We start from the raw sequence: 12,185 nt of genomic DNA, 5'->3' as shown, positions 1-12,185 counted from the left end.
CAGCCGCTCGGCGGCGAGGTCCCCGGCAGCCCGTCGCCGGGCTGCGGTAGAATGGCAACGATGGACGATGAATACTACATGCGTGAGGCGCTTTCCCTGGCGCGGGCGGCCGAATGCCTGGGCGAGGTGCCGGTGGGGGCGCTGGTGGTGCGTGAGGGAGCGATTGTCGGCAGGGGCTTCAATTCGCCGATCGGCGAACACGACCCGACCGCGCACGCCGAGATTGCCGCGCTGCGTGACGCCGCGCGCAATCTGCGCAATTACCGCCTGCCGGGCTGCGAGCTGTTCGTGACGCTGGAACCATGCGCGATGTGTGCCGGTGCCGTGTTGCAGGCCCGGATCGCGCGTCTGATCTACGGCGCTCGCGATCCGAAGACGGGGGTGCATGGCAGCGTTGTCGATCTCTTCGCCGTCGAACGTCTGAATCATCATACCGAGGTAATTGGCGGGGTTCTGGCCGACGAGTGCGGGCGGTTGCTGTCCGGCTTCTTTGCCGCACGGCGCGGCCGGGAGTGAAGGTGCGCATCCACATTTCGATCGCGCGGCAATCGCTGACCCTGGTCGACGATGCCGGCGAGGTGCTGCGCGCGTATCCGGTGTCCACGGCGGCAAAGGGAGCGGGGGAGACGGTCGGCAGCTTTTGTACGCCGCGCGGCAAGCATCTGATCCGCGCCAAGATCGGCGCCGGAGCGGCGGCGAACACGGTGTTCGTGGCACGGCGGCCGACCGGCGAGGTCTACGGCCGCGAACTTGCCGAACGTTTTCCCAAACGCGACTGGATCCTCACCCGGATCCTCTGGCTGTCCGGTTGCGAGCCCGGTCGCAACCGCCTCGGCGAAGTCGATACCATGCGTCGCTACGTGTACATCCACGGCAGCCCGGACACGACGCCGATGGGTCGCCCGGGCTCGATCGGCTGCATCCGCATGCACAACGCCGAGATCGTCGAACTGTTCGACCTGGTGCCGCCCTACACGCCGGTCGAGATCAGCGAGGACTGAAAGGTCTCGCCGACCTGGCCGACTAGCCGTGCATCGCTGTCGAAGCTGCGTTCGAGCAGCGACGTCTGCCCGTCGCGGCGCATCGTCAGCAGCGTCGAAGCCCGCGTGCCGTAGCTTTCCGAGCGCACGAAAACCGCCGAGAGAATCCGTTCCCAGGCGAGCGGCACACCGGTTTCCGGCAGGTGGGAATCGGGGACGATTTCCTGATCGGCCAGCAGCTCGAAGAACGGAGAACTCGCCGGCAGCCCCGCCAAGGCTTCGGCAAACGCCGCCTTGGCGCTGGCCAGCTTTGGCCAGGGCGTATCGAGCAGATGGTTCGACAGACCGTAGATGCCCGGTGTCAGCCAGCGTGGCCGGCCGTCGCCACGGTTGGTGTAGTAGGCGAGGCGTTCGCCGTCGCCGACGAAGAGGTTGAAGCCGTTGTAGTCGGCTGCGGTGGCCGCCACCTGCGCCAGGTACGCTGCCGGGTGTGTCCTGCCGCGCACAAATTCGGCGACCAGGGCGCCGCGCGAACGGGCATCGGGGAGTTGTCTACCACCCTCACGATAGTTGGTCAGTGCCGCGAAGCGCCGCTCCCGGCTGACTCCCAGCCAGGTGCCACCGGCTTCAAGATCGCGGCCGGCGAGCACCTGTGGGGCGTCGCGCCAGAAGGCCGCCGGCGCTGCCGGCCGCGCGAAGAATTCGTCGCGGTTGGCGGCAACCACCAGCGGATAGTCGTCGTGTGCCTGCCAGGCGACCAGGATCAGACACATCGCCGGCCTGGGTCAGTCCCGGCTGTTCAGTGCCTGGAGTTCGACACGGGCGCCGGCCGGCGAGGCGAGCGCAAGATCGGCGGCACCGAAAAACGTTTCCTGCACGATCACCAGGGCATCGTAGCCACCGTCCGGCGCCGGTGCGGCGTTGGTGACCATGCCGCACGGTTGCTGGGGGTTGGTCGGCGAATAGATCGCGTCGCCGGCGGCCATGATCGTCGTGGCGTGCGCCCGATAGAGGTGGCGCTTGACCTTGCCGAGATACTGGGTGCGGGCGACGACTTCCTGGCCCGGATAGCAGCCCTTGCGGAAACTGACCGCGTCGAGTTGCTCGAAGCTGGCCATTTGCGGCACGAACTCCTCGCTGGTGCGCTCGCTGATCAGCGGAATACCGGCACAAATGTCGAGCCATTGCCAGGCACAGGTGCCGACCGGTCGTGCGCCCGCCTGCAGCTTCTGCCACAAGGCTGCTGCGGCCTCGCGCTGGACGGCAATCTGGCAACGGCCGGCATCGAGGCGAATCACCGTTCCCGCGGCAAACGCCGCCGTTTGCCGGGGAGTTGTCGGAACGGGCAGGCCGGCGCCGTGCAGGACGGCATCCATCTCGGGACCGGCCAGGCCGATGAGGGCGCAGGCGGCGGAAACGTCGGTGATTTGCACCTTGCTGCGCAGCACGAACATTCGCAGGCGCTTGTCGATCGTCGGCAGCAGATCGGCCGAAAGCTGCAACTGGTACGCCGGACCCATGCGGAAGATCAGGAAGCTTGCCAGCATGCGGCCTTTCGCCGAGCACCACGCCGAATACTGCGCCGCGTCGCCGGCCAGGTGCTTGACGTCGCTGGTCAGCTGGTTGTGCAGGAAAGCCGCCGCGTCCGGTCCGGTAACCTCGATCACGCCGAGATGGGTGAGCGGCGCGACGATGGTCGCCGTGCGTGCTGCCGCAAGTTCGGCGGCCGCATCGCCGAAATCGGCGAGCAATCCGTTGCGGAAGCGTGCGCTGCTTGGGCCGAGAATTTCCTGCCAGATCGAGTTCATCCTTGCGTCGTTTCCATCCTGAAGTTGTGGTCCAACCTGCGGTGACGATACACGCATTTCCTCTGCGCCATCGCCAACCGCCCGGGGAGCGAAGCAGTCGACTGTGTCCGGGCGACCCGAGGTTCGATCGAGGCGAGCGTCTTTCGGCTATTATAGTGCCAGTCGCCTTCCTTCGTTCCCACCCAGCAGCCTCCCGGCTGTGCCGGATTGATGCGCAATTTCCTCCGCCGGTCGTTGATTCCTGCCGCGTTGACCCTCCTGCTGGGGATCGCGCTGGTCGCCTCTCTGGTACTGACGCCACTCGGCCTGCAGCAGGAGCAGGTCGAATTCACCATCGACCCTGGCACCAGCCTGCGCGCCGCGACGCGAGCAATGGTGGCGGCGGGTGTCGAACTCGACCCGTGGGCACTGCTTCTGCTCGCCCGGCTGCTCGGCGTCGAGGCGTCGATCAAGGCGGGCAGCTACGAGGTGGTGCGGGGTGTCACGCCGCTGCAATTGCTGCGGAAACTGACGCGTGGCGATTTCACGCAGGGCGAACTGGCGTTCATCGAGGGGTGGACCTTCCGCCAGATGCGCGAACGCCTCGACGCCCATCCTGAGCTTCGCCACGAGACCACCGGTCTGGCGGACGCGGAGATCATGCGTCTGCTGGGTGAGCCGGAAACGTCTGCAGAGGGGGAATTCTTTCCGGATACCTATTTCTTTGCCAAGCGCAGCAGCGACATCGCACTGCTCGCGCGCGCCCATCGCGCGATGCAGCGGCATGTGGATCGCGAGTGGCAGAACCGGGCGGCCGAACTGCCATATGCCGACTCTTACCAGGCGCTGATCCTGGCTTCGATTGTCGAGAAGGAGACCGGCCGCGAACAGGATCGCTCGCTGGTGGCGGCAGTGTTCGTCAACCGGTTACGCCAGGGAATGCTGCTGCAGACCGATCCGACGGTGATCTACGGACTTGCCGACGGCTTCGACGGCACCCTGCACAAACGCGACCTGCTGCGCGACACGCCCTACAATACCTACACGCGGCGCGGCTTGCCACCAACTCCGATCGCCATGCCCGGGCTGGCTTCGCTGCGGGCGGCAATGCATCCGGCGCCGTCGGCGGCGCTGTATTTCGTCGCCCGTGGCGACGGCAGCAGCCATTTTTCGCAGACGCTGGCCGAGCACAACCAGGCGGTGACACGCTACCAGAGGAGCGGCAGACCTTGAGTCAGGAGCAGTGCAGGCGACGTGGCCGCTTCATCACTTTCGAAGGCATCGACGGCGCCGGCAAGAGCAGCCATATCGAAGCGACTGCTGCCTTCCTGCGTGAGCAGGGTCGGCGGGTGGTCAGCACGCGCGAACCGGGGGGGACGACGCTCGGCGAGAAGCTGCGCGAGTTGCTCCTGCAGCAGGGGATGCACCGGGAAACCGAAGCCTTGCTGATGTTTGCCGCGCGCCGAGAACATCTCGATCGGGTCATCGAGCCGGCGCTCGGGCGCGGTGACTGGGTGATCTGCGATCGCTTCAGCGACGCCACCTACGCTTACCAGTGCGGCGGGCGCGGCCTTGCCGCGGCGAAGTTCGCGCAACTCGAACAGTGGGTGCATTCCCACCTGCAACCCGATCTGACCCTGCTGTTCGACTTGCCGTCGGCAGTCGCTGGCCGGCGCATCGCTGCCCAGGCGCGCGACCTCGACCGGTTCGAGCGGGAGCGGGCCGATTTTCACGAGCGCGTGCGCCAGGCCTATCTCGAACGCGCGGCTGCAGCGCCGCAACGAATCCAGGTGATCGACGCCGATCAGGCGCCGGGTGTGGTCCTGGATCTGGTTCGGCAGAAGATTGCGAGTTGCTGTTCGTGAACGTGATCGGCCTGCATGCTGCGATCTGGGAGCAACTGCAGGCGCGGCGGGAGCGATTGCCGCACGCGCTGCTGATTGTCGGTCAACGAGGGATCGGGAAATTCGCACTGGCGCGTGCGTTCGCCGGCTCGCTGCTGTGCGAGAGCGTTGGCGCGAATGGCGAAGCGTGCGGCAATTGCCTGGCGTGCGGTTGGCTGGCGCAGGACAATCATCCGGATCTGCGGCTGTTGCAGCCGGACGCGCTGGTGGTCGGCGACGTCGGCGAGTCCGGCGAGGGCGAGGAGGGGGGCAGGAAGAAAGCGAGCCAGCAGATCACGATCGATCAACTGCGGGCGATCGACGATTTTCTGCATGTCGGCACGCATCGCCACGGTGCGCGCGTGGTGTTGCTGAACCCGGCCGAGGCGATGAATCGATCGACCGCGAATGCACTGCTCAAGTCCCTCGAAGAACCGATTGCATCCACTCTCTTCCTGCTGATTTCCAGTGAGCCACACCGTTTGTTGCCGACGATTCGCAGCCGCTGCCAGGTGGTGGCCGTACGCTGTCCGACCGGGCAGGTCGCGGGCCAATGGCTGGCTGCTGCCGGCGTCGGTGATGCCGAAAGCTGGCTGGCGCTGGCTGGTGGTTCGCCGCTCCTGGCGCAGGAACTCAGCGGCAGCGGCGAGCGTATGCTGCTCGATGCGCTACTGGCCGAGGTGTCGCGCGGCGACCGCCTCGACCCGCTGGCGGCGGCCGCGAATCTCGACAAGGTGGTCAAGGCCGACAAGCGTCCGGCACCGCTCAAGCGTGCGCTCGACTGGGGACAGAAGTGGCTGTGCGATCTCGCACTCGCCAGCGCAGGACTGCCGCCGCGCTATTTCCTGGCGCAGGCGGCGCAGCTGCAGGGCCTGGCGCAAGCGACCGATACCCGCAAGCTCTTGGCATTCCACAGAAAGGCGATACAATACAAGGTTCAGTGCGAGCAACCCCTGAATGCTCGCCTGTTTCTCGAAGATTTTTTCATGAGTTACGCAAGGCTGTTCCGAACCTCCTGAGGATATGGCAGAAGCCGACACCATCAAGCCAACCGCTCACGCTGCTCCGCGCCCGAGCGTATTGTCGCTGAACATCAATTCGAAGTCGGCGCTGTACGCGGCGTACATGCCGCTCTTGCGCAACGGCGGGATCTTCATTCCGACCACGCGCAACTATGCCATGGGCGACGAGGTCTTCATGCTGTTGTCACTGATGGACGATCCGGCGAAAATCCCGATTGCCGGCACCGTCGTCTGGATTACTCCGGTCGGCGCACACAACAACAAGGTGCAGGGGATCGGCGTACACTTCAAGAACGACGAGGGCGGCGGCGAGGCGCGCAAACGCATCGAGGCGCTGCTCGGTGGCGTCATGCACTCGGGTCGCCCGACGCACACGGTCTGACGGGGCGGGGATGCTGGTCGATTCGCATTGCCATCTCGATTTCCCGAAGCTTTCCGCCCACATCGAGCAGGCGATTCAATCGATGCAGGACAATGGCGTCGGTTGCGCGGTGTGCATCGGCGTCACGCTGGAAGACCTGCCGCGGGTGCTGGCGCTGGCCGAGACCTGGCCGACGATCCTGGCGTCGGTCGGCGTCCATCCCGAGACGACCGGGGTGCGCGAACCGACCGTCGGCGAACTCGTCAAACTTGCCCGCCATCCTCGCATCATCGCGATCGGCGAGACCGGCCTGGATTACTACTGGCACAAGGATGCGCCGGAGTGGCAACGGGAGCGGTTTCGCACGCACATTCGCGCCGCCCGCGAAGCCGGAATGCCGCTGGTGGTGCACACCCGCGATGCGGCGGTCGATACGCTGCGCGTGCTGCGCGAGGAGCACGCCGAGGAGGCCGGCGGCGTGATGCACTGCTTCACCGAGAGCTGGCCGATCGCCGAAGCAGCGCTCGAACTGGGGTTCTACATTTCGTTGTCCGGCATCGTCACTTTCCCGAATGCGCCGATCGTACGCGAGGTCGCGCAGCGCGTGCCGCTTGACCGGCTCCTGGTGGAAACCGATTCGCCCTACCTCGCGCCGGTGCCATACCGGGGAAAGATCAACCAGCCAAGCTATGTGAAGCATGTCGCGGAGGAGATCGCTCGCCTGCGCGGCATCGGCTATGAGGCGGTCGTCGAAGCAACCACGGCCAATTTCTTCCGTCTTTTTCCTTTCGCCCGTTCGAAAGTCGTCCAATGAAGATTCCTGCCCTGCTCTTTGCCCTGCTCCTACCCACCCTTGCCGCGGCCGGCGCCTACGAGGACATGGAAGAGGCACTGATTGCCGGCGATACCGCCTGGGCGATCCAGCTCATCAATCGCGGCATGGACGTCAACTCGGTCGATCCGCAAGGCAACACCCTGTTGATGCAGGCCGTCCGCCGTGAAAACATGCCGTTTGTCGACTATCTGCTGAAGCGCCGCGCGCGCCTCAACACGCGCAACCGGAATGGCGAGACGGCACTGAGTCTGGCCGCTTACAAGGGCAAGCTGCCGTTCGTCAAGCGTCTCGTGGAAGCCGGCGCCGATGTCAACCTCTACGGCTGGCCACCGCTGATCTACGCCGCGTTCAACGGTCATGCGGAGGTGGTCGACTACCTGCTCAGGAAGGGTGCCGACGTCAACGCGACAACCCAGAACGGATCGACGGCGCTGTTGTTCGCGGCACGCTTCGGGCACATCGATGTAGTGGAAATCCTGCTGCGCAACGAGGCGGACCCCAACCTTGCCAATGACCGCGGTGCGACCGCCATCGACTGGGCGTTGAAGACCGAAAACACCGACATCGCCGACCTGCTGCGCCAGGCCGGGGGACACCCGGGCGATCCGGCGGCAGTCCAGCGCTTACCCTGAGCAGGGTGAAAGCTGGCGCAGCGGCAGCCTGCCGGCCTGCAGAAACCGGCTGAGGATTCGGTATACGTCGGGGTCGAAAGGGCCGGTGCTCGGACCATCGGCGAGAACGGCGTGCAGTTCCTCCTCACTGCCGACGGTGCCGACGAGGCGCCAGCGGTCGATCAGGTGCAGATCTTCGCGCATGCCGAACTCGTCGCGCTCGACCAGCACCACCGGCCCGCGGTATGGCCAGATCTTGAGCCGGAACTTGGCGAGCGCGCTCAACAGGCGGGCGCCGTGCAGTGCGGGAGTTTCCTTGCCGATGCAGACACCACGGCAGTTCTTCTGGCGGTAGGCAGCGCAGGCTCCTTCCCTGGGCCCCTCTTCCAGCCCGAGCTGCCGGGGACAGAGGCGGTGCGCGTCGGCCAACGTGCGCAGACTGCGCAGCGCCTCTCGACGGCTGGCGTAGAGGCCGAACAAATCGTCGGATGAAGCGAAGTCGTGATCCGCGGCGAACACCAGCTGGGGCCGAAACTCGCCCGCCGCAGCGTACGGCACGTGCCAAGCACAGAGTTCTTCGCCAGCGCCACGGTGTCCTCGTCCCCGCCTCTCGCCCGGCGGCTCGCGGCCGGCGGCGGACAACGACCGGGCCAGTTCGATTTCGCGCAGGCGGGCGCCCAGTTCGCCCGCCGCCACCCGCCAGTCGATGCGGCGGGTATCGCGCCAGAGCGGCGTGTCGCGCTGCTCGGGCCGGAAGTGGGCGAGCACCTGCTGGCGAAGGTTGCTGCTTCGCCGGCACAGCAGCAGGCGGCCCTGGTCGCCGAAAAACGCGTAGGCGCCGGCCGCTTCGGGCAGCTCGCCGAGCGACGCGGCGTCGATCTGCGGCGGCAGTTCGGGGCGACCGGCGATCGTTGCCAGCGCGCTGCGAATCGTCGCCGTCGGCAGTTGCCGATGCCAGCACTGCCACAACTCCCAGAGAATGCGCGCGTCGGCCAGCGCCCGGTGACGACCGCCGGCGACGCTGAGCCCATGCCGCACCACCAGACTGTCGAGGTTGTGCCGATGATGCTCGGGAAACAGCTTGCGTGAGAGCTTGACCGTGCACAGACTGGGCATGCGGAAATCGACACCGATGCGCGCAAACTCGCTTTTCAGGAAGCCGTAGTCGAAGCGTGCGTTGTGCGCGATGAACAGGCGTCCGCGCAGGCGGTCGAGCAGAGCAGAGGCCAACTGCCGGAAAGTGGGCGCGCTGCAGAGCATCGAGTCGTCGATTCCGGTCAGCCCGGTGATGAAAGAAGACAGCGGCGTTTCCGGATTGACCAGCGTGCTCCATTCCCGTACGCCGCTCTCGTCGACCTCGACCAGGCCGATTTCGATGATCCGGTCATTGGCGAAATTGGCCCCGCTGGTTTCCAGGTCGACGAAAGTCAGCGGTTCGGGCGCGGATGTCGCATTCATTCCGACGCTATCGCCCTTCGCGGGATGGCGCCGTCGCCCGCAGGCGTCGGACCGCCGGGCGCGCGGCGATCACTGGCAAATCGTGTCGGCTGGCCGGGTTTCGGGACGATTGCCCGCCTTCCTTGCCACGCCATCGATCGCATCCACAAACACCTCGGTCAACGCGAGGGGGAAATCGTGAGCCATTCCTTCGATCACCCGCATTCTTGCTCCGGGGATGTGTGCGGCCACGTCATGACCACAGGCGACCGGGATCAGCGGGTCTTCGGCGCCGTGCAGGACCAGCGTCGGCGCCTGGATCGTCGCCAGCAGCGCCCGTCGATCACCGCTGGCGAGAAAGGCGGCCAGTTGTCGTGCGACGCCACGCGGATAATAGCCGCGCTCATGCTCCTCGACCAGCTGTGCGCGCATGCGTTGCGGGCAGCTCGGGTATTCGGGACTCGCAACGGCCAGTTGCCGCTTCATCGCATCTTCGATCAGGCTTTCCCTGTCGCGCGTTGCCGGCAAGGGTGCCATCAGCGCGTGCGCTGCCGCGGGCGTGGGCGGTGGCAGGTCGGGGTGGCTGCTGGTGGACATGATGCTGGTCAGCGACAAGGTGCGTTGCGGATACAGCGCGGCGACCAGTTGCGCGATCGCGCCGCCCATCGAGGCGCCGACGATGTGTGCCCGTTCGATGCCCAGCGCGGTCAGCAGGCAGACGCAGTCGGTGGCCATGTCCTCCAGGGTGTAGGGAGGATCCTGGAGAGGTACGCCGATCCGCAAGGCGCGGCCGAGGTCGGGGACGCCGGCCGCGTCGATCTTGCTCGACAGGCCGCAGTCGCGGTTGTCGAAGCGGACCACACGATAGCCGCGCCGGACCAGCGCTTCGCAGAGTTCGATGTTCCAGCGTCCCAACTGGGCGCCGAGTCCCATGATCAGCAGGATGGCCGAACCGGATTCGGCACCGAACGATTCGTATTCGAATTGCAGATGGTTGGCAGTGATTTGTGGCATGGTACCAGGTCGAAAAGGGAAGCCGGCAGCGGTTGCCGGCCACCCCGGAATCTACCACCGAACGCACCCCGATGCGAAGAAAGGTGCAGAGTGCCGCGAACGGATCGCGATTCGCCGGCAAGCGCGAAGCGCGCGATTCACTTCCACATCGCCCGCATTCGCGCCGCGAGATCGAGCGCCTGCTGTCGGCCATTGGGGTGGGCCGCTGGCGGGTCGGCGGATCGGGGCCAGCAAGTCTGTTCGAAATGCGGCAGCAGAGAATTGCCGATGAAACGCGTGCGGCTGGCGTATACGTGGCGGTCGCCGTACGTCGCCTGCTGGCTAACGTAGAAGCGCTGCGGCAGCAGCAGTTCGAGGTGCGTTCGGGCGCGCGTCATGGCGACATAGAGCAGGCGGCGCTCCTCGTCGATTTCCGCGGCCGAACCGGTTGCCAGGTCGGAAGGAATGCAGCCGTCGATCGCATTGAGCACGCTTACGGCAGTCCACTCCTGTCCCTTGGCCGAATGGATCGTTGACAGGATCAGGTAGTCCTCGTCGAGCAGGGGTGGCCCGGCCTGATCGCTGGTCGCGTCGGGCGGGTCCAGCGTCAGCTCGGTGAGGAAACGCTCGGCACTGGGATAGGTGGCAGCGATGCGCGCGAGTTGCTCGATGTCGGCCTGACGGGCTTCGGCGCCGTCATGCAGGCGGTCGATCTGCGCCTGGTACCACTTGCAGATCCGGTCGAAGGCCGCCGGCCAGCGTGCCGCGACGCGAACGCTGCCATCGATCAGCGCGGCAAACTCGATCCACGCGGCGTGGGCGCTTTCCGGTACCGGCTGCTCGCCGAGCAGTGTGCCCCCCGGATTGGCGGTAGTCACGTTCGCCAGTATGCGATCGGCGGTCTTCGGGCCGATGCCGGCGATCAACTGCATGGCGCGGAAGCCGGCGAGACGGTCGCGCGGATTCTGCGCCCAACGCAGGATGGCGAGCACGTCCTTGACGTGCGCCGCTTCAAGAAACTTGAGTCCGCCGAACTTGACGAATGGAATGTTGCGACGCGTCAACTCGATTTCGAGCCGGGCGCTGTGCTGTGCCGCACGGAAGAGGATTGCCTGCGCCTTCAGTCGGATGCCAGCCTCGCGTCTGGCGAGCGTCTGTTCGACGACGTAGAGGGCCTGATCGGCATCGTCGCGCAGCGAGACGAGCTTCGGCTTTTCGGCCGACGTGCGGTCGCTCCAGAGATCCTTCGTGAAGCGCTCGCGGGCGCCGGCGATCACGCCGTTGGCGGCGGTCAGGATCGGCTGCGTCGAGCGGTAGTTGCGATCGAGCGTCACCACCTGCGCGGGTGGATCGAAATGACCGGGAAAGTCGAGAATGTTGCGGACGGTGGCGCCGCGGAAGGCATAGATCGACTGAGCGTCGTCGCCGACCACGGTCAGGCCGCGGCCGTCCGGCTTCATCGCCAGCAGGATGGCGGCCTGCAGGCGGTTGGTGTCCTGGTACTCGTCAACCAGTACCTGCGCAAAGCGCTCGCCGATCTCGCGAGCAAGTTCCGGTTCGCCGACCATCTGCGCCCAGTACAGCAGGAGATCGTCGTAATCGAGCACCTGCTGTGCCTGCTTGGCTTCCACATAGGCCAGGAAAAGGCGCCGCAGATCGCTTTCCCATTCGGCGCACCAGGGAAAGCCCGATTGCAGCACTTCGCCGAGCAGCGCCTGGGTGTTGAGCACCGCCGAGTAAATGGCAAGGCAGGTGCCCTTCAGCGGGAAGCGTTTGCCCTTCGACGAGAAGCCGAGAGCGTGGCGGGCGAGATTCATCAGGTCGCCCGAATCCTGCCGGTCATGGATCGTAAACGCCGGATCGAGGCCGATGCGGCCGGCGTACTCGCGCAGCAGACGCGCGCCGATGCCGTGAAAAGTTCCCGCCCAGGCCAGCGACCGTGTTCCGGCGACGGCGCGCGCTGCGTTCTGCCGCGCCAGGATGCTCTCGACACGGCGGCTCATTTCGCTCGCCGCACGCCGCGAGAAGGTGAGCAGCAGGATACGGTGGGGGTCGGTACCGCCGGCGACGAGTTGTGCGACCCGGTGTGCCAGCGTGCTGGTCTTGCCCGATCCGGCGCCGGCGATCACCAGCAGCGGCCGGTGTCCGTACCCGTCGCCGGTGCCACCCGGCAGGATGCCGAAGGTGGCAGCCGCGCGCTGCGCGTCGTTGAGTTGCGCGAGCGGGTCGACGGCGGCGAAGCGGCACTTGTCCGCAAGGTCGTTCACGCTGCTGCC

Annotated in this window: 13 protein-coding genes; 8 read left to right on the top strand and 5 right to left on the bottom strand. The window is 66.1% G+C overall.

Annotated features, from left to right (window positions below):
- The first annotated feature begins 60 nt into the window (after nt 1–60).
- Together tadA and NFV80_RS05905 are read left to right on the top strand one after the other, a co-directional pair.
- Nucleotides 61–516 carry a tRNA adenosine(34) deaminase TadA gene (gene tadA / locus NFV80_RS05910; protein ID WP_296758109.1) on the top strand — a complete coding sequence of 152 codons (456 nt, stop codon included), beginning with the start codon at nt 61–63 and terminating at the stop codon, nt 514–516.
- Between the two features lie 2 nt (nt 517–518).
- Nucleotides 519–1,001: a L,D-transpeptidase gene (locus tag NFV80_RS05905; protein WP_296758106.1), complete on the top strand. Its 483-nt coding sequence runs from the start codon at nt 519–521 to the stop codon at nt 999–1,001.
- Here the strand turns inward: NFV80_RS05905 and NFV80_RS05900 are convergent.
- Entirely contained in the window at nt 971–1,753 is a 783-nt protein-coding gene (locus NFV80_RS05900) for an NRDE family protein (RefSeq protein ID WP_295327438.1), read from the bottom strand. The two genes, NFV80_RS05905 and NFV80_RS05900, sit on opposite strands and share 31 nt — an antisense overlap.
- Nucleotides 1,754–1,765: 12 nt before the next feature.
- Complete coding sequence (locus NFV80_RS05895) at nt 1,766–2,788, bottom strand: folate-binding protein (protein WP_295327440.1); 1,023 nt, start codon at nt 2,786–2,788, stop codon at nt 1,766–1,768.
- A gap of 210 nt (nt 2,789–2,998) precedes the next feature.
- Here NFV80_RS05895 and mltG point away from each other — a divergent pair, with 210 nt between their 5' ends.
- From mltG to NFV80_RS05865, 6 genes are read left to right on the top strand one after another with little or no spacing between them, the layout of a single operon-like run.
- Entirely contained in the window at nt 2,999–4,000 is a 1,002-nt protein-coding gene (mltG, locus tag NFV80_RS05890) for an endolytic transglycosylase MltG (protein WP_295327441.1), read from the top strand.
- A complete protein-coding gene (gene tmk / locus NFV80_RS05885) occupies nt 3,997–4,632 on the top strand; it encodes a dTMP kinase (RefSeq protein WP_295327444.1) in 636 nt (211 codons plus the stop codon). Before mltG ends, tmk begins: the two co-directional genes overlap by 4 nt.
- On the top strand, nt 4,629–5,669 hold the full coding sequence (gene holB / locus NFV80_RS05880; RefSeq protein WP_295327490.1) for a DNA polymerase III subunit delta': 1,041 nt from the start codon (nt 4,629–4,631) through the stop codon (nt 5,667–5,669). Before tmk ends, holB begins: the two co-directional genes overlap by 4 nt.
- 4 nt (nt 5,670–5,673) lie before the next feature.
- Complete coding sequence (locus tag NFV80_RS05875; RefSeq protein WP_295327445.1) at nt 5,674–6,054, top strand: PilZ domain-containing protein; 381 nt, start codon at nt 5,674–5,676, stop codon at nt 6,052–6,054.
- 10 nt (nt 6,055–6,064) lie between these two features.
- Entirely contained in the window at nt 6,065–6,847 is a 783-nt protein-coding gene (locus NFV80_RS05870; protein WP_295327447.1) for a TatD family hydrolase, read from the top strand.
- Nucleotides 6,844–7,500: an ankyrin repeat domain-containing protein gene (locus NFV80_RS05865; RefSeq protein WP_295327449.1), complete on the top strand. Its 657-nt coding sequence runs from the start codon at nt 6,844–6,846 to the stop codon at nt 7,498–7,500. The genes NFV80_RS05870 and NFV80_RS05865 overlap by 4 nt, the downstream gene beginning before the upstream one ends.
- Here NFV80_RS05865 and NFV80_RS05860 read toward each other — a convergent pair.
- From NFV80_RS05860 to NFV80_RS05850, 3 genes are all read right to left on the bottom strand, one after another.
- Nucleotides 7,492–8,937 (bottom strand): 3'-5' exonuclease family protein, encoded by a 1,446-nt coding sequence (locus tag NFV80_RS05860; protein ID WP_295327451.1) that lies wholly within the window; start codon nt 8,935–8,937, stop codon nt 7,492–7,494. The genes NFV80_RS05865 and NFV80_RS05860 overlap by 9 nt on opposite strands.
- A gap of 69 nt (nt 8,938–9,006) precedes the next feature.
- Nucleotides 9,007–9,930, bottom strand: a complete 924-nt coding sequence (locus NFV80_RS05855) for an alpha/beta hydrolase (RefSeq protein WP_295327453.1) — start codon at nt 9,928–9,930, stop codon at nt 9,007–9,009.
- A 137-nt stretch (nt 9,931–10,067) separates the two neighbouring features.
- Nucleotides 10,068–12,176 (bottom strand): ATP-dependent helicase, encoded by a 2,109-nt coding sequence (locus tag NFV80_RS05850; protein WP_295327455.1) that lies wholly within the window; start codon nt 12,174–12,176, stop codon nt 10,068–10,070.
- Nucleotides 12,177–12,185 lie beyond the last annotated feature (9 nt).

It is taken from the genome of Accumulibacter sp., assembly GCF_023806565.1.
Taxonomy (GTDB): domain Bacteria; phylum Pseudomonadota; class Gammaproteobacteria; order Burkholderiales; family Rhodocyclaceae; genus Accumulibacter.
This window is presented reverse-complemented; position numbering and strand designations above follow the sequence as displayed.

What these genes read in the sequence shown, in the direction of transcription:
- tadA (WP_296758109.1), top strand. Translation starts at nt 61, where the DNA reads ATGGACGATGAATACTACATGCGTGAGGCGCTTTCCCTGGCGCGGGCG.
- NFV80_RS05900 (WP_295327438.1), bottom strand. Translation starts at nt 1,753, where the DNA reads ATGTGTCTGATCCTGGTCGCCTGGCAGGCACACGACGACTATCCGCTG.
- NFV80_RS05895 (WP_295327440.1), bottom strand. Translation starts at nt 2,788, where the DNA reads ATGAACTCGATCTGGCAGGAAATTCTCGGCCCAAGCAGCGCACGCTTC.
- mltG (WP_295327441.1), top strand. Translation starts at nt 2,999, where the DNA reads ATGCGCAATTTCCTCCGCCGGTCGTTGATTCCTGCCGCGTTGACCCTC.
- NFV80_RS05875 (WP_295327445.1), top strand. Translation starts at nt 5,674, where the DNA reads ATGGCAGAAGCCGACACCATCAAGCCAACCGCTCACGCTGCTCCGCGC.
- NFV80_RS05870 (WP_295327447.1), top strand. Translation starts at nt 6,065, where the DNA reads ATGCTGGTCGATTCGCATTGCCATCTCGATTTCCCGAAGCTTTCCGCC.
- NFV80_RS05865 (WP_295327449.1), top strand. Translation starts at nt 6,844, where the DNA reads ATGAAGATTCCTGCCCTGCTCTTTGCCCTGCTCCTACCCACCCTTGCC.
- NFV80_RS05860 (WP_295327451.1), bottom strand. Translation starts at nt 8,937, where the DNA reads ATGAATGCGACATCCGCGCCCGAACCGCTGACTTTCGTCGACCTGGAA.
- NFV80_RS05855 (WP_295327453.1), bottom strand. Translation starts at nt 9,930, where the DNA reads ATGCCACAAATCACTGCCAACCATCTGCAATTCGAATACGAATCGTTC.